Source organism: Pseudomonas nunensis (genome assembly GCF_024296925.1).
Taxonomy (GTDB): domain Bacteria; phylum Pseudomonadota; class Gammaproteobacteria; order Pseudomonadales; family Pseudomonadaceae; genus Aquipseudomonas; species Aquipseudomonas nunensis.
Map to the genome: position 1 here is coordinate 4144065 of NZ_CP101125.1, position 22103 is coordinate 4166167.

Here is a 22103-nt window from a genome sequence, read left to right on the forward strand (position 1 = left end):
ATCCTGTGAGGAAAATTCGATGAGCGCAAAAGTCTGGCTGGTGGGTGCAGGTCCCGGCGATCCTGAATTACTGACCCTGAAGGCTGTTCGGGCCTTGCGGGAAGCGGATGTGGTGCTGATCGACGATCTGGTCAACGAAGCGGTGCTGGAGCATTGCCCGGGAGCGCGGATTATTCCCGTCGGCAAGCGCGGCGGCTGTCGCTCCACGCCGCAAGCGTTCATTCATCGGCTGATGCTGCGTTATGCCCGCCATGGCAAATGCGTGGTGCGGCTCAAGGGCGGCGATCCGTGCATTTTCGGGCGTGGTGGTGAAGAGGCGCAGTGGCTGCGCGAGCGTGGCGTTGATGTGGAGCTGGTGAATGGCATCACCGCCGGACTGGCTGGCGCGACGCAATGTGATATTCCGCTGACCCTGCGCGGCGTGGCGCGGGGCGTGACGCTGGTCACCGCGCACACGCAGGATGATAGCAGCCTGAATTGGCAGGCCTTGGCCCAAAGTGGGACGACGCTGGTGATTTATATGGGCGTAGCGAAACTGAGCGAGATCCGCGAGCAATTGCTGGCAGGCGGCATGGCAACGGATACACCGGTGGCGATGATCGAAAACGCCTCACTGCCGCATCAGCGCGAATGTCGCAGCGTTCTGACAGCCATGGAAGACGATGCCCACAGCTTCGAGCTCAAGAGCCCGGCAATCCTGGTGATTGGTGCTGTAGCGGCTTGTGAGGAGATCAAAAGATCGCAGCCTCGCTTCACTCGTCAGCTCCTACAGGAGGATGCGTTCCAATGTAGGAGCTGACTCGCGGAGCGAGGCTGCGATCTTTAAGGGCGCCGCCAAACCTTCGCCGAAACCCAAATCGCAGACAAAGAAAAGCCCGGCCTAAGCCGGGCTTTTCAGAGCTGCAAGATAATTACTTACCTTGGGCTTCAACCTGCGCTTCTACGCGACGGTTTACAGCGCGGCCAGCTTCAGTTTTGTTGTCAGCAACTGGGCGGGATTCGCCGTAGCCAACAGACTGAACGCGGGACGATTCAACACCGTACTGGTTGGTCAGAACTTGTTTAACGGCGTTTGCACGACGCTCGGACAGTTTCTGGTTGTAAGCGTCAGGACCGACGGAGTCAGTGTGACCTTCAACAGTAGTGGTGGTGGATGGGTACTGTTTCATGAAATCAGCGAGGTTTTTGATGTCGCCGTAGCTGTTAGGCTTGACTACCGACTTGTCGAAGTCGAATTTCACGTCCAGCTCAACACGAACAACTTCAGCAACTGCTGGGCAGCCATCAGCGTCAACAGTTACGTTGGCTGGGGTGTCCGGGCACTTGTCAACGTTGTCGCAAACGCCATCGTTGTCGCTGTCGGAGCAGACTTCAGCTGGTGCTGGAACTGGAGCAGCAGCAGGCTTGGAGCCGCCACCGAAGTTCACACCGATACCGACGCTTGGAGCCCACTCGGTGTCGCCCTGGTCGATGTTGTACTGAGCTTCAACGCCGGCACGGGCGTAGAAGTTCTCGGTGAAGTACAGCTTGGCACCGCCGCCAACGTTGGCGAAGGTGGAGCGGTTACGACCGGATTCGTTCTGACCGATGCTCTGATCGGAGAAACCAGCCGAAACGTACGGACGCAGCATGTCGCCCGGGTTGTTGAAGTGGTACAGAGCGTCCAGAGCGGTGTTGGCGCCCTTGATGTTACGGCCGTTGTCTGCACGTACGTTGTGCACTTCGTCGTAGCCCAGACGCAGTTCAACGTCGTCGGTCAGGAAGTAACCAACCGAACCACCGAACAGGTTGCCGTTGTTCTTGAAGTTACGAGCGCTGTCGAATTGTTCTTTCTTAGCGAAGCCTTCGATTTCAACTGCGCCTTGGCCTTGTGCCAGAGCGCCGAACGAAGTGGCAGCAATAAGAGAACCAATGGCAAAGCCCAAGGTGTTTTTCAGTTTCATCCGTTAAATCCCCATCTGGTGATTGTGAAGCAGTCCCGCAAACCGGGGGACAACTCGGCGGCAAGTCTATCAGAACTTGCCTACACGTAAGAGATATTTGCTCTGAACTAAGTTTCAGCAACGCCTGCAAATTTCTCACGCAATTTGTCTAGAGCACGTTTGTAACGCATTTTTGTTGCACTCAAACCCATGTGCATGATGTCTGCGATCTCCTGAAACTCCAGCTCTGCGACAAATCGTAGCACCAGAATTTCACGGTCAATCGGGTTCACATACACCAACCAGCGATCAAGTCCACCCTTATCCTCGGGTTTCGGCGCCTTTTCTTCTGACGCTTCCTCGAGGGGGTCCAGACTCAAAGCGTCCATCAAGCGACGCTTTCGCCGTTCTTTTCGATACTGCGTGATGCACTCGTTGTACGTGATGCTGTAGAGCCATGTCTTGAACTTCGATTTCCCCTCGAAGTTCTTCAACCCGTACAACACCTTCAACATCACTTCCTGACAGACATCGTCTGCGTCGCGATCGTTCCCAAGATATCGCGCACAGACGTTAAATAATGTTCGTTGGTAACGCCGCATCAGTTCTTCATAGGCGCGTGTTACGTGAAACAGCTCGGTATGCGAGCGCGCGACCAACTCCTCATCAGAGAGCTCGCGGGGGTCGTAGCGCGTGGAGAGCGATTGAGCTTTATTCAAAACAAGTCGGGCCGACAGTCAGGTCAATGTCCGCCGCAGTCCCTTCAGGGCAGTTTGCGGCGGCATACATTAGCAGGGTTTGCCGGATTAGCGGCTACTCACATGCTGCTCCAGGAGGATCCGATTGGAGAGAGAGACTAGCTCACCCTCGTCGGTCAGCAATGTGGTTTTAACTGTGCCGATCTCTTCGATCTGACCTTCGACCTCGCCAACACGCACTTGTTGCCCAACCTGATACAACTCACGCACATAGATTCCCGCAAGAATCTGACCGGCAATTTCCCGGCTTCCCAACCCCATGGCCAGCGCAACTGCCAGACCAACGGTAATCAATACGATCACAATCACATGGTTAAGCAGGTCAGTCTTGACCTCCAACTGGCTGATCGCAACCGACAAACTGATGATAATCACCAGGCCCTGGGCAATCCGCCCCAGGCCAGAGGCGTAATCCAGCCCTACGCCTTCTGCCGCCCCGCGCACCAGCCCATTGGCCAATTGCGCCAGCAACACACCCACCAACAACACCAGCGCGGCGCCAAATACTTTCGGCAAATACAGCGCAAGCATATCAAGCGTAGCTGAAACTCGTTCAAGTCCAAGGGATTCTGCTGCCGACACAAGAAAAATCAGCAAAACAAACCAGTAGACGATCTTGCCGATCAGGGTCGAGATGGGCACCTGAAGACCGGCACGGGACAACAATTTGGTCAGGCCGGTGCCGCCCATCAGGCGATCAAGACCCAATTTGGCGAGCAGCTTGGACAACAAGGTGTCCAGAAGCTTGGCCACGACAAATCCCAGGAGTAGGACAACCAACGCACCGAAGAGGTTCGGAATAAAATTCGCAACCTTGGTCCACAACGCAGTCATTGCAGTGACGAGGCTCTGAGTCCAGAGATCAAGTTCCATATTCAATCAGCCTTATCAGCAGTGCGAACGGTAGGTTTACGGTGACGGGAAACCGGCGCGACGTGGGCCGATCCATTGTTCAACGCGATCATCAGCGCGGGCAGCCAACGGCCCAGCAGACTGAACAGATCGCCGGCGCCGACCTGGCGGTTAGCGGTTTTCAGGACACGGCCAAGGCACGCATCGTCGTCCCGGGTGGACGGAGATGCCTTGAGCATGTCACGCAAAGACTGTTCAAACGGATCGTGCATACGCACCTCTCGTAATGTCAGTGAAAGACGCGATCAAATTTGCCCGGGTCACATGGCTCATCATCACACCCAACGCAAACGTCGGAATAACCACCACTGCCCGAGGGCCACCGACACCATCATCAGGCAGGCGATCAGGAAGCCATACGGGCTCGCCGAGAACGGAATGCCGCCGACATTGATGCCCAGCAGACCGGTCAGAAAACTCATCGGCAAAAAGATCCCGGTGATGATCCCGAAGCGGTACATCGTGCGGTTCATGCGCACGCTCAAACGCCGGTCTTCGGCCTCAAGGACCAGCCCCACCCGCTCCCGAGTCAATTCCAGTTCCTCGAGATAACGGGTCAGGCTGTTGTTCAACTCGTTCCAGTAATCGCCGTCATCTTCGACAAACCAGGGCAGTTTTATCCGCGTCAGTTGTCCGAAAATATCCCGCTGCGGAGCCAGGAAACGTTTCAGCCCGGCTGCCCTGCGACGGATCTGCAAAATGGAGCCATGCTCGGGTGTATACCGTTCGTCGGCATCCAGTTTTTCTTCTTCCTCATCGACCACTTCCGAGAGGCAAGTGACCAGATCCTGCACCTTGTTGGTGAGGTACTGAGCCATATAAAGGATGAGTTCGGAGGCGGTTTTCGGCCCCTTGCCTTCGGCGAGCTGCACCAGCAACTCATCGGTGGCGCGCAACGGACGCAACCGCAGGGAAATCACCCGCGGGGCCGAAGCGAAGATACGCACGGAAACCATGTCCTCTGGCTCGGCGCCAGGATTCAGGTTTACCCCACGCAAAAATAGCAGCAGTTCGCTGTCGGAAAGCTGTAAAAGCCGCGGACGGGTGTTTTCTTCGAGCAGCAAATCGCAGCTGAACTCACTCAGACCACTGGATTTACGCAGCCAGGTCTGGGTTTGCGGGTGACTGCGATCCCAATGCAGCCACAGACTTTCATGGTCCTGCAGCTGCAAGTCATCGAGATCAGTCCGGGCTATCGAACGCGCACCGCCTTTACCGTCCAGCACCAGGGCATGCACCAGCCCCCACTGCGCGTTTTCTTCCTCGAACATCCTCACCCCATGGCTACTACGAAAATTGGCATCGACGCTTATTCAGGCATCGTCAGCGGGCTTGGCGAGATGATCACGCCGTTGTTGTCCGCATAAATGTAATGGCCGGGATGGAACGTCACGCCCGCGAAGGTCACGGCGACGTTGAGATCACCGATACCGCGCTTGTCGGTTTTCATCGGGTGACTGGCCAGGGCCTGCACCCCCAGGTCGGTTTGCGCGATGACATCGACGTCACGGATACAACCGTAGATCACCAGCCCTTCCCAGCCGTTCTTGGCGGCTTTCTCGGCCAACATGTCGCCGAGCAAGGCGCGACGCAAGGAACCGCCACCGTCGACCACCAGGACCTTGCCGTCACCCTTGAGCTCGACTTGCTCTTTGACCAGCGAGTTATCTTCGAAACATTTGATGGTCACGATCTCGCCGCCGAAGGAATCACGGCCGCCGAAATTGCTGAACATCGGTTCCAGCACCTGCACCAGCTCCGGGTAGGCGTCGCACAGGTCAGGCGTAAGGTAATGGTTCATCGAGAAACTCCTGTGAAGAGGAAGACAATCGAGGATGTCGCAAAGTGACCAGAAAAGCTCAGTGCGTCATATCTTAGCCGCAAGCCGACGGGAGCGAAATGCCCTTGTTAGAGCAGTGCGCTCAGACCGCCGTGGCCAAATCCGGCTTTTCACCCAGCAACGGCGTCTGTTGATCGACTAGCCAGCGCGCCACCAACGGCCAGACTTCAACCTGCGCGGCTTTGCTCACCAGCATTTCAACATGACCGAAATTATCGGCGAAACCCTGCTCACGCCCCAGGTTGATGAACTGCTTGTGCTCCGAGCCGAGTTGGTCGAACAGCTTGCGACAGGCCCAGGCCGGATCCTGATGGTCACCCGCCGCGCTCACCGCGAGCACGGGCAGTTGCACCTCGGCCAAACCGGCCCACCAGTCCTTATCGGCATCGCCAAAGCGCCCGAACAGGCCGTACCAGCGCATGCTTTCCAAGGCCAGGCCAATCGGCTCGTCCTCCGGACCGCGCTTGAGCCGTGAACCGGACAGCTGGGCAAAACGCTTGAGAATAAAGCGCCCGCTCCACTCCACCGGCGGAATCTTCAGCGGCCAATAGGTACGGCTGACCTGCGTACCGAAAAACGCCGCCGACGCCACCACCGGCTCACCGATGTACTGACCACCGAGCGCGGCCGCCAGGGTGATGCCGCCCAGCGAATGACCGATCCAGTGCGGGACCTGGCCACTTTGCTCGCGCACGAACGCACCGATGGCCGGCAGATCGTAGCGGGCGTAGTCGGAAACGCGGTTCTTGCGATAGTTCTGGTTGCGCTGGGACAGACCGTGACCGCGCATTTCCGGGATCCACACATCAAACCCCAAGCGCGTCAGGTAAGCGCCCAACCCCAGGCCCTTGGGGGAAAACCAGAATCGGCGATTGGAAAAACTGCCGTGCAGCAAAATCACCGGAACGCCACGGGCGTCCGAGCCATCCGCCATACCCAGGCGCGTCACCGCCAGCTCGACGGTGCCGTCGGGGCTGTTGCCGGGTTTCAATCGATACACGTCTTCGCTCAGATCGCCGCGCCGCTCGGCGCTGATCAGGGCGACAGGAAATAGGTTGCTGCTGCTTTGCATAATGCTCTTGCACAAAAAAGGGCGGCGTCCAGAGGAGCCCGCCCTACTTGAATCTCAAAAAACGGCTACCCCCTGTAGGAGCACAGCTTGCTGGCGATGGCGGTTTTGAAGACGCCATCGCGGGCAAGCCTTGCTCCTACAGTGAGCGGTCGTTCTCACACCATCAGACCGCTGCCTGACCTTCAGCCAGGAAGAACCAGGTTTCCAGTACGGAATCGGGGTTCAGCGAAACGCTTTCAATGCCCTGCTCCATCAGCCATTTGGCCAGGTCCGGGTGATCCGAAGGACCCTGACCGCAAATACCGATGTACTTGCCCGCCTTGTTACAGGCCTGGATGGCATTGGCCAGCAGCTTCTTGACCGCCGGATTACGCTCGTCGAACAGGTGAGCGATGATCCCGGAGTCACGGTCCAGGCCCAGGGTCAGCTGGGTCAGGTCGTTGGAGCCGATCGAGAAACCGTCGAAGAATTCGAGGAACTCTTCAGCCAGGATCGCGTTGGACGGCAGTTCGCACATCATGATGATGCGCAGGCCGTTTTCGCCACGAGCCAGGCCATTTTCGGCCAGCAGGTCGATAACCTGGCTGGCTTCGCCCAGGGTACGGACGAACGGCACCATGATTTCAACGTTGGTCAGGCCCATCTCGTTACGCACGCGCTTGAGGGCGCGGCATTCGAGTTCGAAGCAATCGCGGAACGATTCGCTGATGTAACGCGAAGCACCACGGAAGCCCAGCATCGGGTTTTCTTCTTCCGGCTCGTAGAGTTTGCCGCCGATCAGGTTCGCGTATTCGTTGGACTTGAAGTCCGACAGACGCACGATCACCTTTTTCGGGGTGAACGCTGCAGCCAGGGTGCTGATGCCTTCGACCAGTTTGTCGACGTAGAAGCCGACCGGATCGTCGTAACCGGCGATGCGCTTGTCGACGCTGTCCTTGATGTCCTGCGGCAGGCCGTCGTAGTTCAACAGCGCTTTGGGGTGGACACCGATCATGCGGTTGATGATGAATTCCAGGCGGGCCAGTCCCACACCGGCGTTCGGCAGTTGCGCGAAGTCGAAGGCGCGGTCCGGGTTGCCGACGTTCATCATGATCTTGAACGGCAGATCAGGCATGGCGTCCACGGAGTTCTTCTTGATGTCGAAGCCCAGTTCGCCTTCGAAGATGTAACCGGTGTCGCCTTCAGCGCAGGAAACAGTCACGCCCTGGCCGTCTTTCAACAGCTGGGTGGCGTTGCCGCAACCGACCACGGCCGGGATGCCCAGCTCGCGAGCGATGATCGCCGCGTGGCAGGTACGGCCGCCACGGTTGGTGACGATGGCGCTAGCGCGCTTCATGACCGGTTCCCAGTCCGGGTCGGTCATGTCGGACACCAGTACGTCGCCTGGCTGGACTTTGTCCATCTCGGACACGTCCTTGATGATGCGGACCTTGCCGGCGCCGATGCGCTGGCCGATGGCGCGACCTTCAACCAGCACGGTGCCGGTTTCTTTCAGCAGGTAACGCTCCATGACGTTGGCCTGGGTGCGGCTCTTCACGGTTTCAGGACGGGCCTGAACGATGTAGAGCTTGCCGTCGTCGCCGTCTTTGGCCCACTCGATGTCCATCGGGCACTTGTAGTGCTTCTCGATGATCATCGCTTGCTTGGCCAGCTCGCTGACTTCGGCGTCGGTCAGGCAGAAGCGTGCGCGATCGGCCTTGTCCACGTCGATGGTCTTGACCGACTTGCCGGCCGTGGCCACTTCGCCGTAGATCATCTTGATGGCTTTGCTGCCCAGGTTACGGCGCAGGATCGCCGGGCGACCGGCTTCAAGCGTTTGTTTGTGGACGTAGAATTCGTCCGGGTTCACCGCGCCTTGTACGACGGTCTCGCCGAGGCCGTAAGCGCCGGTGATGAACACCACGTCACGGAAGCCCGATTCGGTATCGAGGGTGAACATCACGCCGGCAGTGCCGGTTTCGGAGCGGACCATGCGCTGCACACCAGCCGACAGAGCCACCAGCTTGTGATCGAAGCCCTGGTGAACGCGGTAGGAAATGGCGCGGTCGTTGAACAGTGAAGCGAACACCTCTTTGGCGGCGCGAATGACGTTTTCGACACCACGGATGTTCAGGAAGGTTTCCTGCTGACCGGCGAAGGAAGCGTCCGGCAAGTCTTCGGCGGTAGCGGAAGAGCGCACGGCCACGGCCATGTCAGGGTTGCCGGCCGACAGCGTGGCGAACGCGGTGCGGATCTCGGCGTTGAGCTTCTCGGGGAATTCGGCTTCCATGATCCACTTGCGGATCTGGGCGCCGGTCTTGGCCAGGGCGTTGACGTCGTCGACGTCCAGGGCGTCGAGGGCCGCATGGATCTGATCGTTCAGGCCGCTCAGTTCCAGAAAATCACGATAAGCCTGAGCTGTCGTGGCGAAGCCACCGGGCACCGATACACCGGCACCTGCAAGGTTACTGATCATCTCGCCCAGGGATGCGTTCTTGCCCCCTACGTGCTCTACATCATGGACGCCGAGCTTATCGAGGGAAACTACGTACTCTACCAAGGTGATCTCTCCACTAACTGTGTTGGAAAAGCTCAGAAGCCGGCGGCTCGGGGGAGCCTTTGCCGACTGTATGGCCTGGACCTGGAAAATAAGTGAGAATGCGGGCCAACTGGCGGCCTACAAATCGCGTCTATCATATCCAGAAATCTTCACTAGCTTAAGGCCCAAGGTGCAAATGAAACGATCTGCTTTCTTCATCTCCGATGGCACGGGTATTACCGCCGAGACCCTCGGGCAAAGCCTGTTGGCGCAGTTCGAAAACATTACCTTCAGCAAATTCACGCGACCCTACATCGACAACGTGGATAAAGCGCGGGCCATGGTACAACAAATCAACAAGGCCGCCGAAACCGACGGCTTCCGGCCGATCATCTTCGACACCATCGTCAATCAGGACATTCGTGAGATCCTCGCTACGTCCAATGGTTTCATGATCGACATTTTCTCGACCTTCCTGGCACCGCTTGAACAGGAACTGACCGAGCATTCTTCCTACACCGTCGGCAAGTCCCACTCCATCGGCACCAACTCCAATTACATGGAACGGATCGAGGCGGTGAACTTCGCCCTGGACAACGACGACGGGGCCCGCACGCATTATTACGACAAGGCCGACCTGATCCTAGTGGGCGTGTCGCGGTGTGGTAAGACGCCGACGTGCCTGTACATGGCCATGCAATTCGGCATCCGCGCCGCCAACTATCCGCTGACCGAAGATGACATGGAGCGCCTGACCCTGCCAGCCGCCCTGCGCGCCCACCAGCACAAGCTGTTCGGCCTGACCATCGACCCGGACCGCCTCACCGCGATCCGCAACGAACGCAAGCCCAACAGCCGCTATTCCAGCTATGCCCAGTGCGAATTCGAAGTGCGCGAGGTGGAGAATCTGTTTCGCCGGGAGAACATCGCGCACATCAACTCCACGCATTTTTCCGTGGAAGAGATTTCGGCGAAGATTCTTGTGGAGAAAGGCGTGGAGCGGCGGTTCAAGTAGATCGTTGTTGCCTGACACAACGCCTTCGCGAGCAAGCCCGCTCCCACATTGGATATGCGGCGTGCACAAATCCCCTGTGGGAGCGGGCTTGATCGCGAAGAACGATTACACGATCTCGGATAATGCCCCCACCAACGCCCCAAACCCATCCAGCAACAACCGATCATCCCCCACCGAATTACACACACTCGCCCGAATAAACTGCGGCACCGCCCCATGCCCCACCGCAAACGCCTCGGCGGTCGCCACCCAATAATTTTTCTCCTTGAGCTCCGCCGCAATCTGCGAAGCGCGCCACGGTTCGGGTACTTCGATCCAGAAGTGTGGGCTATGGGGATGCGTCTTGTAGCCGACTTCTTCTAACACGGTGCTGACCAACCGCTTGCGGCGGCTGATTTCGGCGATCTGCTGCCCCAGCAACTGTTCGGCGACACCGTTTTCGATCCACGCGGTCGCCAGCTCCATGGACAGCGGACTGGCCATCCAGCAGGTCCCGCGCACCGCTGCACTTAAGCGTCCGATCAACGGTTGCGGCGCGTGCAGATAACCCACGCGCAAACCCGCCGAAACCGCTTTGCTCAGACTGCCGATCAACACCGAGCGCTCCGGGGCAAAGTGGCTCAAAGGCAACGGACGCTGCTGCGCCAGCACGGCATGGGCTTCGTCTTCGATGATCAGCAGGTTGTGTTGACGACAGACCTCGGCGATTGCTTCACGACGTGGGACAGACATCACCGCCGCCGTAGGATTCTGGATGGTCGGCGTGCAGTACAACGCCGATACCCGATGCTGCTGGCAAACGTCCGACAGCGCATCGGGCAGTAATCCTTCGTCATCCATCCCTACGCCAATCAGTTTTATCCCGAGCATGCGTGCGACGCTGATCAAACCGGGGTAGGTCAAATGCTCGGTCACCAGCGTGTCGCCCGTTTTGAGCAGTGCCATCAAGACGCAGAGCAAGCCATGCTGGCCGCCGTTGACGCAAATCACCTGTTCGGCGTTAGGCACAAATGTCTGGTGTCGCAGCCAATGGGCGCCCGCCGCACGATGACGGGGTATTCCGCTGTCCGCCGTATAGCCGCTGAGCACCTGCAAAGTCTGCGGATCAATCGCCAAGGCTTGCAGGCTTTGACTGAGGAAGGCTGGTTCCTGCCCGGGAATCGGCTGATTCCGACTCATGTCGAAAAATGCCCGGGGCTCGTCGCTGACATTGCGAAAGCCTACATCCCGCGCACGTTCCATCCCGCGCTGACGCACATAAGTGCCATCTCCTACACGGGCCACCACCAGCCCGACTCGCTCCAGTTCCCCGTAAGCGCGACTAATAGTCCCGATGGTCACGCCGAGGCTGTCCGCCAACAGTCGATGGGGCGGCAATTTGCTGCCCGGCTCGATCAAGCCTTCGCCGATGCTTTTTTCCAGGGCCTCGGCCAGGCGTTTGTACTTCACGCCGCGCCCATGAGCCAAGCCTTCGCGCAGGATTGACACCGTGGCAATACTTACTTTGACAGTCATTTCCATCCCGAATAGCGTGCTGAAAACAGGTTCAATCAGGGATAGACCCTTTCCGTTATCAGGTCAATTCCGACGACTCACACAGGAGCTCGAACATGTCGATTGCCATCAGCACGCCGTCCATCACGGGAAAACCCTGGCTGGCGGGATTGATCACCAGCATCTTGTTCCTGATCGTCTGCCTGAGTTGGGGCACCACATGGCTGGGGATCAAAATCGCCGTCGAAAGCGTGCCGCCCCTGACCGCCGCCGGCCTACGTTTTCTGATCGCCTTTCCGCTGTTCTTGAGCTTCGCCCTGCTGCGTCGCGAGCCGCTGCTGTTTCCACGCAAAAGTCGCTGGTTTTTCGTGTTCGTTACGCTCTCGTATTTCAGCCTGCCGTATTACTTGCTCAACTACGGCGAGATGCACGTCTCGTCTGGCCTGACCGCGTTGCTGTTCAGCTGCATGCCGGTGTTCATCCTGATTTTTTCCGCGGTGTTTTTGCGGGAGAAAATCTATCCCTCGCAGGTGATTGGCATCGCCATCGGGTTTGGCAGTTTGTTCATGATTATCCGCAGCCAGGGCCTGCACCTGGACCACGCCGAGTTCTTCGGTGTACTGGCGATTCTGGCGGCAGCGCTGATGCATGCGCTGTGTTACGTGATCACCAAGAAACAAGGCAGTGCGATCAGCGTGATTACCTACAACACGCTGCCCATTGGTCTGGCGGGGTTGATGCTGTTTGTCGCGGGATTGAGTTTTGAGGCGCCGGTGTTCGATGACATCAGCGCACGGTCGTGGGGCGCCCTGCTCTATCTGGGGCTGGTGGCGTCGGTGGGTGGGTTTATCGTTTACTTTTTGCTGCTCAAACGGCTGAGCCCGATCATTTTGTCGTTCGTGTTTATTATTTTTCCGGTGTTCGCGGTGGTGATTGGCGCCTGGTACGAGGGACAGAGTATTTCGCGGGAGCTGATGATTTACTCGGCGGTGTTGCTGGCGGGGTTTGCCATCACCAAATTACCGGTCGAGAAATGGCTCAAAACCTGAACACGCCCCCTGTAGGAGCCAGGCTTGCCGGCGAAGGCGCCATTAAGTACGCCTTCGCCGGCAAGCCTGGCTCCTACAGGATTTAGGTCAGATCACGAACAGGTCGACAAACCGGTTAACCGGCGTTGCTTCCAGCGCAGCCTGATCCTTGCACAAGGCAAAAATTTCGGCGCTGCGCTGACCGGTGAAGCGTGTCGCCAGGTTGGCCTTGAACTTGTCTTCCAGCAGCGGAATGCCATCGGCACGGCGACGGCGATGGCCGATCGGGTACTCGACCACCACGTTCTCGGTGCTGGAGCCGTCCTTGAAAAACACCTGGATCGCATTGGCGATGGAACGCTTGTCGGCTTCCAGGTATTCGCGAGTGAAACGCGGCTCCTCGACGATGACCATTTTTTCCCGCAGCACGTCGATGATCGGATGGGCGGTATGGAAATCGTCTTCGTATTGCTCGGCCACCAGATTGCCGAAGGCCAGCGGCACGGCGGTCATGTATTGGATGCAGTGATCGCGGTCGGCGGCATTGGCCAAGGGTCCGACCTTGGAAATGATACGGATCGCCGATTCGTGGGTGGTGATGACGATCCTGTCAATTTCGTGCAGGCGATTGCGGACCTGCGGGTGCAGGGTCACAGCCGCTTCACACGCGGTCTGCGCGTGGAACTCGGCGGGGAAGCTGATTTTGAACAGCACGTTTTCCATCACGTAGCTGCCGTACTGGCGAGAGAAGCTGAACGCGCGTTTGTCGTCGGGCTTGAGCGCCAGATCGTTATTGGTATGGCTGAACAACACGTCATAGAAGCCCCACTGCTTGGCGGTCAGTACGCCGGGGATGCCCATCTCGCCACGCATCGCAATGTCCGCCAGACGCACGCCTCGGCTGGAGGCATCACCGGCGGCCCAGGATTTGCGCGACCCGGCGTTCGGCGCATGACGATAAGTGCGCAGCGCCTGGCCATCGGCAAAGGCATGGGACAGCGCCGACAGCAACTGCTCACGATTGGCGCCCATGAGTTTGGCGGTGACGGCGGTCGAGGCGACTTTCACCAGCAGCACGTGATCGAGGCCTACACGGTTGAAGGAGTTTTCCAGCGCGATCACGCCCTGAATCTCGTGGGCCATGATCATTGCTTCGAGCACCGCACGGATCGTCAGCGGCGCATCGCCATTGGCCAGGCGCTTTTGCGACAGGTGATCCGCCACCGCGAGAATCCCGCCGAGGTTATCCGACGGATGACCCCACTCGGCGGCGAGCCAGGTGTCGTTGTAGTCGAGCCAGCGCACGATGCAGCCGATGTCCCACGCAGCCTTGACCGGGTCGAGACGGAAACTGGTGCCAGGCACACGGGCGCCGAACGGGACGACGGTGCCTTCGACGATCGGGCCCAGGTGTTTGGTGCATTCGGGAAAGCGCAGGGCCAGCAGGCCACAGCCGAGGGTGTCCATCAGGCAGTTGCGGGCGGTATCGAGTGCTTCGGTGGACTCGATCTTGAAGTTGAGGACGTAGTCAGCGATGTCCTGCAGGACCGTGTCGTAGTCGGGGCGGTTGTTCAGATCGACGTTGGCGCTCATGTTCGATTCACTCGGTTAGTGCTTCGTTGATGGGACCTCGGTTCAGGGCAATGTAGGAGCTGCCGAAGGCTGCGATCTTTTGATCTTGATCCTAAAAAAGCAAAATCAAAAGATCGCAGCCTTCGGCAGCTCCTACAGGGGTTGTGTTGGTTAGAAAGAATCGCCAGGAATACGCACGAACCCTTCCATCAACACCCGCGCACTGCGGCTCATGATGGCCTTGTTCACGGTCCACTCACCGTTCACCTGACTGGCCTCGGCACCCACGCGCAACGTCCCGGACGGATGCCCGAAACGCACCGCATTGCGTTCCACACCACCCGCCGCCAGGTTCACCAACGTTCCGGAAATCGCCGCTGCGGTGCCAATCGCCACCGCCGCCGTGCCCATCATCGCGTGGTGCAATTTGCCCATCGACAGCGCACGCACCAGCAGGTCCACATCACCTGCCGCAATCGGCTTGCCGCTGGACGCGACGTAGTCCGCAGGCTTGGCCACGAACGCCACTTTCGGTGTGTGCTGCCGCTTGGCCGCTTCGTCCAAGTCCTTGATCAGGCCCATGCGCAACGCGCCGTAGGCACGGATGGTTTCGAACATCGCCAGGGCTTTCGGGTCGCTGTTGATTGCGCCCTGCAACTCGGTGCCTGTGTAGCCGATGTCTTCAGCGTTGATAAAAATCGTCGGGATGCCGGCATTGATCATGGTCGCCTTGAAGGTGCCGACGCCGGGCACTTCGAGGTCGTCCACCAGGTTGCCGGTAGGGAACATCGAACCGCCGCCACCCTCTTCTTCCGCCGCCGGGTCCATGAATTCGACCTGCACTTCAGCAGCCGGAAAGGTCACGCCGTCGAGTTCGAAATCACCGGTTTCCTGCACTTCACCGTTGGTGATCGGCACATGCGCGATGATGGTCTTGCCGATGTTGGCTTGCCACACGCGCACCACGGCAACGCCGTTGTGCGGAATGCGGCTGGCGTCCACCAGACCGTTGCTGATGGCGAACGAACCGACTGCCGCCGAGAGGTTGCCGCAATTGCCGCTCCAGTCCACGAAAGGCTTGTCGATGGACACCTGACCGAATAGGTAATCGACGTCGTGATCAGCCTTGATGCTTTTCGACAGGATCACGGTTTTGCTGGTGCTGGACGTCGCGCCGCCCATGCCGTCGATTTGCTTGTCGTACGGGTCCGGGCTGCCGATGACGCGCAGCAACAAGGCATCGCGCGCCGGGCCCGGAATCTGTGCCGCTTCGGGCAGGTCTTTCAGGCTGAAGAACACGCCTTTGCTGGTGCCGCCGCGCATGTAGGTGGCGGGGATTTTGATCTGGGGTGCGTGAGCCATGGTGCTCCTCTATGGCAAGCAAGGGACTTAAAATCCCCTGCTCGCACGTCATGATTAAACGGCGACGGCCGATTCAAGGAAGTCCTGGGCAAAGCGCTGCAACACGCCGCCCGCTTCGTAAATCGAGACTTCTTCAGCGGTGTCGAGGCGGCAAGTCACCGGCACTTCAATGCGCTCGCCATTCAGACGATTGATCACCAACGTCAACTGCGCACGCGGCGTGCGGTCGCCGATCACGTCATAAGTTTCGCTGCCATCGATGCCTAACGTGTGACGGTCGGTGCCCGGCAAAAACTCCAGTGGCAACACGCCCATGCCCACCAGGTTGGTGCGGTGAATGCGCTCGAAACCTTCGGCGGCAATCGCTTCAACACCGGCCAGGCGCACGCCTTTCGCCGCCCAGTCCCGCGACGAACCCTGACCGTAGTCGGCGCCGGCAATGATGATCAGCGGCTGCTTGCGTTCCATGTAGGTTTCGATGGCTTCCCACATGCGCATGACCTGACCTTCCGGCTCGACGCGGGCCAGCGAACCCTGCTTGACCTTGCCGTTTTCCCGGACCATTTCATTGAACAGTTTCGGGTTGGCAAAGGTCGCGCGCTGCGCGGTCAAGTGGTCGCCACGGTGGGTTGCGTAAGAGTTGAAGTCCTCTTCCGGCAAGCCCATTTTCGCCAGGTATTCACCGGCGGCGCTGTCGAGCATGATCGCGTTGGATGGCGACAGGTGATCGGTGGTGATGTTGTCCGGCAGCACCGCCAGCGGGCGCATGCCCTTGAGCGGACGCGCGCCGGCCAGCGCGCCTTCCCAGTACGGCGGACGGCGGATGTAGGTGCTCATCTCGCGCCAGTCGTACAGCGGCGTGACTTTCGGGCCGGTATCTTCGTGGATGGCGAACATCGGAATGTAGACCTGACGGAACTGCTCCGGCTTCACCGAGACTTTCACCACGGCGTCGATTTCTTCGTCGCTCGGCCAGATGTCTTTCAGGCGAATTTCTTTGCCATCGACCACGCCCAGCACGTCTTTTTCGATGTCGAAACGGATGGTCCCGGCGATGGCGTAAGCCACCACCAGCGGCGGTGAAGCGAGGAACGCATTCTTGGCGTACGGGTGAATCCGCCCGTCGAAGTTACGGTTGCCGGAAAGCACAGCGGTCGCATACAAATCGCGGTCGATGATCTCTTGCTGGATCACCGGATCCAGTGCGCCAGACATGCCGTTGCAGGTGGTGCAAGCGAACGCGACGATGCCGAAGCCGAGCTGTTCGAGTTCGCTGGTCAGCCCCGCTTCGTCAAGGTACAGCGCGACGGTTTTCGAGCCCGGCGCCAGGGACGATTTGACCCAAGGCTTACGGGTCAATCCGAGCTTGTTGGCATTGCGCGCCAGCAGGCCGGCGGCGATGACGTTGCGCGGGTTGCTGGTGTTGGTGCAACTGGTGATGGCGGCGATGATCACCGCGCCGTCCGGCATCTGGCCAGGCACTTCGGTCCACTGGCCGGAGATGCCTTGGGCGGCAAGGTCCGACGTCGCGACGCGAGCGTGCGGGTTGCTCGGGCCGGCCATGTTGCGCACCACAGAGGACAGGTCGAAGCTCAAGCCGCGCTCGTATTGCGCGCCCTTCAGGCTGTCAGCCCACAGGCCGGTGGTCTTGGCGTAGTTCTCGACAAGCGCTACCTGCTCGTCTTCACGGCCGGTGAGTTTGAGGTAGTCGATGGTCTGCTGATCAATGTAGAACATCGCGGCAGTGGCGCCGTATTCCGGGGCCATGTTGGAGATGGTTGCGCGGTCGCCGAGGGTCAGCGCCGAAGCGCCTTCACCGAAGAATTCAAGCCACGCGCCGACGACTTTCTGTTTACGCAAAAACTCGGTCAGCGCCAGCACCATGTCGGTGGCGGTGATGCCCGGTTGCAGCTTGCCGGTCAGTTCAACGCCGACACTTTCTGGCAGGCGCATCCACGACGCGCGACCGAGCATCACGCTCTCGGCTTCCAGACCACCAACGCCGATGGCGATCACGCCCAGGGCATCGACGTGCGGGGTGTGGCTGTCGGTGCCGACGCAGGTATCGGGGAACGCAACGCCGTCACGCACCTGGATCACCGGAGACATTTTCTCCAGGTTGATCTGGTGCATGATCCCGTTGCCCGGCGGAATCACATCAACGTTCTTGAAGGCTTTTTTGGTCCAGTTGATGAAGTGGAAACGGTCTTCGTTGCGACGGTCTTCGATGGCGCGGTTCTTCTCGAACGCCTCCGGATCAAAGCCACCGCGCTCGACGGCCAGGGAGTGATCGACGATCAACTGCGTCGGCACCACCGGATTCACTTGCGCCGGGTCGCCACCTTGCAGGGCGATGGCGTCGCGCAGGCCGGCGAGGTCGACCAGGGCGGTCTGGCCAAGAATGTCATGGCAGACCACGCGGGCCGGGAACCACGGGAAGTCGAGGTCGCGCTTGCGCTCGATGAATTGCTTCAGGGAATCGGTGAGCGTGGCCGGGTCGCAGCGACGCACCAGGTTTTCCGCGAGCACGCGGGAGGTGTACGGCAGGGTGTCATAGGCGCCAGGCTGGATCGCTTCGACCGCCGCACGGACGTCGAAATAATCCAGATGGCTGCCGGGCAGCGGTTTGCGGAATTCTGTGTTCATCGGTCAGGACTCGGTCACGGTAGTTGCAAAAGGGTGGGGCCTGGCTTCGGGACTGAATTGAAACCGGATCAAATGTGGGAGCGGGCTTGCTCGCGAAAGCGGTGTATCAGTCGACATCAATGTTGGATGTCAGTCCGTCTTCGCGAGCAAGCCCGCTCCCACAGGGGTTTGCGGTTTATTCAGCAACCCGCGCTGGCCGCCACCGGTCAGCGTTGTTCGATTGGCACGAACTTGCGCTGTTCGACGCCGACGTATTCGGCGCTCGGGCGGATGATGCGGTTGTTGGCACGTTGTTCGAACACATGCGCGGCCCAGCCGGTCAGGCGCGAGCAGACGAAAATCGGTGTGAACAATTTGGTCGGAATGCCCATGAAGTGGTACGTCGACGCATGGTAGAAGTCGGCGTTCGGGAACAGTTTCTTTTGCTCCCACATGGTTTTGTCGATGGCTTCGGAAACCGGGAACAACACGGTGTCTCCGACTTCGTCCGCGAGTTTTTTCGACCAGCCCTTGATCACCTCGTTGCGCGGATCGTTGTCCTTATAGATCGCGTGACCGAAGCCCATGATCTTGTCCTTGCGCTCGAGCATGCCGAGGGTGCCTTTGATCGCCTCTTCCGGCGACTTGAAGCGCTCGATCATTTCCATCGCTGCTTCGTTGGCGCCGCCGTGCAACGGACCGCGCAGGGAACCGATGGCGGCGGTGATGCAGGAGAACATGTCCGACAGGGTCGACGCGCAGACACGGGCGGTGAAGGTCGAAGCGTTGAACTCGTGTTCCGCATAGAGGATCAGCGACACGTTCATCACTTTGACGTGCAGGTCGCTCGGCTTCTTGTCGTGCAGCAAGTGCAGGAAGTGGCCGCCAATTGTCTGTTCGTCGGTCACGCAATTGATGCGTTTACCGTCGTGGCTGAAGCGATACCAGTAACACATGATCGCCGGGAAGGCGGCCAGCAGGCGGTCGGTGACATCGTGTTGTGCGCCGAAGTCTTTTTCCGGCTCGATGTTGCCCAGGAACGAGCAACCGGTGCGCATCACGTCCATCGGGTGGGCATCGGCGGGGATGCGTTCCAGCACTTCTTTGAGCGCTTGCGGCAGGTCGCGCAGCTTGCTCAGTTTGTCGATGTAGCCTGCCAATTGCGTTTTGGTCGGCAGTTCGCCGTACAGCAGCAGGTAGGCGACTTCTTCGAACTGCGCGTCAGCCGCCAGTTCGCGAACGTCATAGCCACGATAGGTCAGGCCTGCGCCGGACTGGCCCACGGTGGACAGTGCGGTTTGCCCGGCAACCTGGCCACGGAGCCCGGCGCCACTGAGTACTTTTGCTTCGGCCATTGCTGTCTCCAATCTTGAAATTTTTAGGGAATCGGCAAGTTGTGATTCATCAGGACTTTTGGGTGTTGCCGAAAAGATCGCAGCCTCGTTTCACTCGACAGCTCCTACATTGACCTCGTTCGGCAACAACCTGTAGGAGCTGTCGAGCGGAGCGAGGCTGCGATCTTTTGATCTTCATTTTTTCGCGGCAAACAACGCATCGAGCTTCTGCTCGAAGGTGTGGTAGTCGATGCGATCGTAAAGCTCCATGCGGGTTTGCATGGTGTCGATCACGTTCTGTTGCGTGCCGTCGCGGCGGATCGCGGTGTAGACGTTTTCCGCTGCCTTGTTCATCGCGCGGAACGCCGACAATGGGTATAGCACCAGCGACACGTCGGCCGCGGCGAGTTGCTCGGTGGTGAACAACGGCGTCGCACCGAACTCGGTGATGTTGGCCAGGATCGGCGCTTTCACGCGGTTGGCGAACAGCTTGTACATGTCCAGTTCGGTGATGGCTTCCGGAAAGACCATGTCGGCGCCGGCCTCGATACACGCGGCAGCGCGGTCCAAGGCAGATTCCAGACCTTCAACGGCCAACGCATCGGTGCGCGCCATGATCACGAAGCTGTCATCGGTACGGGCATCGACGGCGGCTTTGATGCGGTCGACCATTTCCTGCAGCGACACGATCTCTTTATTAGGACGGTGACCGCAGCGCTTGGCGCCGACCTGGTCTTCGATATGAATCGCCGCCGCGCCGAACTTGCTCATCGACTTGACGGTGCGCGCGACGTTGAACGCCGAGGAACCGAAACCGGTGTCCACGTCCACCAGCAGCGGCAGGTCGCAGACGTCGGTGATGCGGCGCACGTCGGTCAGCACGTCATCCAGGCCGGTGATCCCTAAGTCCGGTACGCCGAGAGAGCCGGCAGCCACCCCGCCACCCGACAGGTAGATCGCCTTGAAACCGGCGCGCTTGGCCAGCAGCGCGTGGTTGGCGTTGATCGCGCCGACCACCTGCAAAGGATGCTCGCTGGCGACCGCATCGCGGAAACGCTGGCCTGGAGTGCTCTTGTTGGAACTCATGACTCACCTCGTTCAGTGGCTGTCTTAGTGGCGCCGTCCTGGTAGTGACGGGCGATATTGCGTTTGGAGGCGCCAATGTGACGGCGCATCAACAACTCGGCCAGCTCACCGTCACGGTCGGCGATGGCGTCGAGAATCCGGTGGTGCTCGGCAAAAGCCTGGCGCGGGCGATTGGGTGTGGTGGAAAACTGGATGCGGTACATGCGCACCAGTTGATACAGCTCGCCGCAGAGCATCTGGGTCAGGGTGCGGTTACCGCTGCCCTGGATGATCCGGTAGTGAAAGTCGAAATCGCCTTCCTGCTGGTAGTAACCGACACCGGCCTGGAATGCCGCATCGCGCTCATGGGTTTCAAGGACCCGGCGCAGTTCGTCGATTTCTTCGAGGGTCATGCGCTCGGCGGCCAGGCGACACGCCATGCCTTCCAGGGATTCGCGGATTTCGTAGAGTTCCAGCAACTCGGCGTGGCTCAGGGAAACGACGCGCGCCCCGACGTGCGGTATGCGCACCAGCAAGCGCTGGCCTTCGAGACGGTGGATTGCTTCGCGCAACGGTCCGCGGCTGATGCCATAGGTGCGGGCCAGCTCCGGCTCGGAGATCTTGCTGCCCGGGGCGATCTCGCCCTTGACGATGGCCGCCTGGATGCGCCGGAAGACGTTCTCGGAAAGTGTTTCCGAATCATCCTGCGCAATGACCGGGGGATCGAGTTGATCCAGCATATTGTCGACACCTTGTTAGCCAATGCGGCAAAAACTAGCGAATACAGGCCGTAGAGTCAAAGGATAAATAGGCATTGTCGACAATCGTCTAATAACCGCCTGCACCATAACGACGCAGCACCCTTGTTTATAGCCCCCTGCCAGCGGTGGCGCCATAAAACCACCGTGCTAGAATGCTGCCCGCATTTGTTTGTCATTTGCATCTGCACGGCTTGTCATAAATAGCTGATAGGCATACGAGGGAGCTTGCGCAGCGATGCCAGGGCCTTGAATCGAAGTACGGACCGCTGCGCACCCAGGATTTATGAGACTCAAGCCCTTCCCCACCTTTCTTTATTTCTTGTTCCTGCCCGGTGTCGCCGCCGCGGGGGAAAAAACCGTGTACGGCCTCAACGAGTACGCCTCGCTGAACGGCATTGACCTGGAAGTCGCCGCCAAACTCGACACCGGGGCAAAAACCGCGTCCTTGAGTGCTCGCGACATCAAACGTTTCAAACGCAATGGCGAATCCTGGGTGCGCTTTTATCTGGCGATCGATGCCGCGCACTCGCACCCGATCGAACGGCCACTGGCCCGGGTCAGCAAAATCAAGCGCCGGGCCGGTGACTACGACCCGGAAGAAGGCAAGAAGTACACGGCCCGCCCGGTGATCGAGCTGGATATCTGCATGGGTTCGGCGTTGCGCAGCATCGAAGTGAACCTGACCGACCGCAGCGCCTTCCAATACCCGCTCCTGATCGGCTCCGAAGCCCTCAAACGCTTCGATGCGCTGGTCGACCCCAGTCTTAAATACGCTGCTGGCAAACCCGCCTGCGCCACCGACGCTCATACCGCAGAGTAATTCCA

General features: G+C 59.2%; 19 protein-coding genes. 4 read left to right on the top strand and 15 right to left on the bottom strand.

Annotated elements, in window-relative coordinates; genetic code table 11:
* The first annotated feature begins 19 nt into the window (after positions 1 to 19).
* Positions 20 to 799 (top strand): uroporphyrinogen-III C-methyltransferase, encoded by a 780-nt coding sequence (cobA, locus tag NK667_RS17960; protein WP_054615649.1) that lies wholly within the window; start codon positions 20 to 22, stop codon positions 797 to 799.
* Positions 800 to 911: 112 nt separating this feature from the next.
* On the opposite strand, the gene NK667_RS17965 is transcribed toward cobA, so the two are convergent.
* The 8 genes from NK667_RS17965 to ppsA form a co-directional block, all read right to left on the bottom strand.
* Entirely contained in the window at positions 912 to 1943 is a 1032-nt protein-coding gene (locus tag NK667_RS17965; RefSeq protein ID WP_054054009.1) for an OmpA family protein, read from the bottom strand.
* 107 nt (positions 1944 to 2050) lie between these two features.
* Entirely contained in the window at positions 2051 to 2641 is a 591-nt protein-coding gene (gene sigX / locus NK667_RS17970; RefSeq protein WP_054054007.1) for an RNA polymerase sigma factor SigX, read from the bottom strand.
* Positions 2642 to 2728: 87 nt separating this feature from the next.
* Positions 2729 to 3553, bottom strand: a complete 825-nt coding sequence (locus NK667_RS17975) for a mechanosensitive ion channel family protein (RefSeq protein WP_054054005.1) — start codon at positions 3551 to 3553, stop codon at positions 2729 to 2731.
* 2 nt (positions 3554 to 3555) lie between these two features.
* Entirely contained in the window at positions 3556 to 3804 is a 249-nt protein-coding gene (locus tag NK667_RS17980; protein ID WP_008146303.1) for a hypothetical protein, read from the bottom strand.
* Between the two features lie 63 nt (positions 3805 to 3867).
* A complete protein-coding gene (locus NK667_RS17985; protein ID WP_054054003.1) occupies positions 3868 to 4863 on the bottom strand; it encodes a zinc transporter ZntB in 996 nt (331 codons plus the stop codon).
* 38 nt (positions 4864 to 4901) lie between these two features.
* On the bottom strand, positions 4902 to 5393 hold the full coding sequence (gene rraA / locus NK667_RS17990; RefSeq protein ID WP_054054001.1) for a ribonuclease E activity regulator RraA: 492 nt from the start codon (positions 5391 to 5393) through the stop codon (positions 4902 to 4904).
* Between the two features lie 121 nt (positions 5394 to 5514).
* A complete protein-coding gene (locus tag NK667_RS17995) occupies positions 5515 to 6504 on the bottom strand; it encodes an alpha/beta fold hydrolase (protein WP_054053999.1) in 990 nt (329 codons plus the stop codon).
* A gap of 163 nt (positions 6505 to 6667) precedes the next feature.
* The gene (gene ppsA / locus NK667_RS18000; RefSeq protein ID WP_054053998.1) at positions 6668 to 9043 is read right to left on the bottom strand and encodes a phosphoenolpyruvate synthase; all 2376 of its coding nucleotides are present in this window, start codon (positions 9041 to 9043) and stop codon (positions 6668 to 6670) included.
* A 175-nt stretch (positions 9044 to 9218) separates the two neighbouring features.
* On the opposite strand from ppsA, the gene ppsR reads away from it, so the two are divergent.
* Positions 9219 to 10037, top strand: coding sequence for a posphoenolpyruvate synthetase regulatory kinase/phosphorylase PpsR (gene ppsR / locus NK667_RS18005; RefSeq protein ID WP_054053996.1), 819 nt, complete (start codon positions 9219 to 9221; stop codon positions 10035 to 10037).
* Between the two features lie 105 nt (positions 10038 to 10142).
* On the opposite strand, the gene NK667_RS18010 is transcribed toward ppsR, so the two are convergent.
* Positions 10143 to 11552: an aminotransferase-like domain-containing protein gene (locus NK667_RS18010; protein WP_054616294.1), complete on the bottom strand. Its 1410-nt coding sequence runs from the start codon at positions 11550 to 11552 to the stop codon at positions 10143 to 10145.
* A gap of 140 nt (positions 11553 to 11692) precedes the next feature.
* Here NK667_RS18010 and NK667_RS18015 point away from each other — a divergent pair, with 140 nt between their 5' ends.
* Entirely contained in the window at positions 11693 to 12580 is an 888-nt protein-coding gene (locus tag NK667_RS18015; RefSeq protein ID WP_161807676.1) for a DMT family transporter, read from the top strand.
* 87 nt (positions 12581 to 12667) lie between these two features.
* On the opposite strand, the gene prpD is transcribed toward NK667_RS18015, so the two are convergent.
* The 6 genes from prpD to NK667_RS18045 form a co-directional block, all read right to left on the bottom strand.
* Complete coding sequence (gene prpD / locus NK667_RS18020) at positions 12668 to 14152, bottom strand: 2-methylcitrate dehydratase (protein WP_054053992.1); 1485 nt, start codon at positions 14150 to 14152, stop codon at positions 12668 to 12670.
* 150 nt (positions 14153 to 14302) lie between these two features.
* Positions 14303 to 15493: a 2-methylaconitate cis-trans isomerase PrpF gene (gene prpF / locus NK667_RS18025; protein ID WP_054615651.1), complete on the bottom strand. Its 1191-nt coding sequence runs from the start codon at positions 15491 to 15493 to the stop codon at positions 14303 to 14305.
* 54 nt (positions 15494 to 15547) lie between these two features.
* Complete coding sequence (acnD, locus tag NK667_RS18030; protein ID WP_054615652.1) at positions 15548 to 18139, bottom strand: Fe/S-dependent 2-methylisocitrate dehydratase AcnD; 2592 nt, start codon at positions 18137 to 18139, stop codon at positions 15548 to 15550.
* 206 nt (positions 18140 to 18345) lie between these two features.
* The gene (prpC, locus tag NK667_RS18035; protein WP_054615653.1) at positions 18346 to 19473 is read right to left on the bottom strand and encodes a bifunctional 2-methylcitrate synthase/citrate synthase; all 1128 of its coding nucleotides are present in this window, start codon (positions 19471 to 19473) and stop codon (positions 18346 to 18348) included.
* Between the two features lie 174 nt (positions 19474 to 19647).
* Complete coding sequence (gene prpB / locus NK667_RS18040; protein WP_054615654.1) at positions 19648 to 20538, bottom strand: methylisocitrate lyase; 891 nt, start codon at positions 20536 to 20538, stop codon at positions 19648 to 19650.
* A complete protein-coding gene (locus tag NK667_RS18045; protein ID WP_177331461.1) occupies positions 20535 to 21254 on the bottom strand; it encodes a GntR family transcriptional regulator in 720 nt (239 codons plus the stop codon). Before NK667_RS18045 ends, prpB begins: the two co-directional genes overlap by 4 nt.
* Before the next feature lie 307 nt (positions 21255 to 21561).
* Here NK667_RS18045 and rloA point away from each other — a divergent pair, with 307 nt between their 5' ends.
* Positions 21562 to 22098, top strand: coding sequence for a retropepsin-like aspartic peptidase RloA (gene rloA / locus NK667_RS18050; protein WP_054053979.1), 537 nt, complete (start codon positions 21562 to 21564; stop codon positions 22096 to 22098).
* Positions 22099 to 22103: the final 5 nt, after the last annotated feature.

Excerpts from the sequence above, each read along its gene's own strand:
- cobA (WP_054615649.1), top strand. The coding sequence starts at position 20 with ATGAGCGCAAAAGTCTGGCTGGTGGGTGCAGGTCCCGGCGATCCTGAA.
- NK667_RS17965 (WP_054054009.1), bottom strand. The coding sequence starts at position 1,943 with ATGAAACTGAAAAACACCTTGGGCTTTGCCATTGGTTCTCTTATTGCT.
- NK667_RS17975 (WP_054054005.1), bottom strand. The coding sequence starts at position 3,553 with ATGGAACTTGATCTCTGGACTCAGAGCCTCGTCACTGCAATGACTGCG.
- NK667_RS17980 (WP_008146303.1), bottom strand. The coding sequence starts at position 3,804 with ATGCACGATCCGTTTGAACAGTCTTTGCGTGACATGCTCAAGGCATCT.
- NK667_RS17985 (WP_054054003.1), bottom strand. The coding sequence starts at position 4,863 with ATGTTCGAGGAAGAAAACGCGCAGTGGGGGCTGGTGCATGCCCTGGTG.
- rraA (WP_054054001.1), bottom strand. The coding sequence starts at position 5,393 with ATGAACCATTACCTTACGCCTGACCTGTGCGACGCCTACCCGGAGCTG.
- NK667_RS17995 (WP_054053999.1), bottom strand. The coding sequence starts at position 6,504 with ATGCAAAGCAGCAGCAACCTATTTCCTGTCGCCCTGATCAGCGCCGAG.
- ppsR (WP_054053996.1), top strand. The coding sequence starts at position 9,219 with ATGAAACGATCTGCTTTCTTCATCTCCGATGGCACGGGTATTACCGCC.
- NK667_RS18010 (WP_054616294.1), bottom strand. The coding sequence starts at position 11,552 with ATGACTGTCAAAGTAAGTATTGCCACGGTGTCAATCCTGCGCGAAGGC.
- prpD (WP_054053992.1), bottom strand. The coding sequence starts at position 14,152 with ATGAGCGCCAACGTCGATCTGAACAACCGCCCCGACTACGACACGGTC.
- prpF (WP_054615651.1), bottom strand. The coding sequence starts at position 15,493 with ATGGCTCACGCACCCCAGATCAAAATCCCCGCCACCTACATGCGCGGC.
- acnD (WP_054615652.1), bottom strand. The coding sequence starts at position 18,139 with ATGAACACAGAATTCCGCAAACCGCTGCCCGGCAGCCATCTGGATTAT.
- prpC (WP_054615653.1), bottom strand. The coding sequence starts at position 19,473 with ATGGCCGAAGCAAAAGTACTCAGTGGCGCCGGGCTCCGTGGCCAGGTT.
- prpB (WP_054615654.1), bottom strand. The coding sequence starts at position 20,538 with ATGAGTTCCAACAAGAGCACTCCAGGCCAGCGTTTCCGCGATGCGGTC.
- rloA (WP_054053979.1), top strand. The coding sequence starts at position 21,562 with ATGAGACTCAAGCCCTTCCCCACCTTTCTTTATTTCTTGTTCCTGCCC.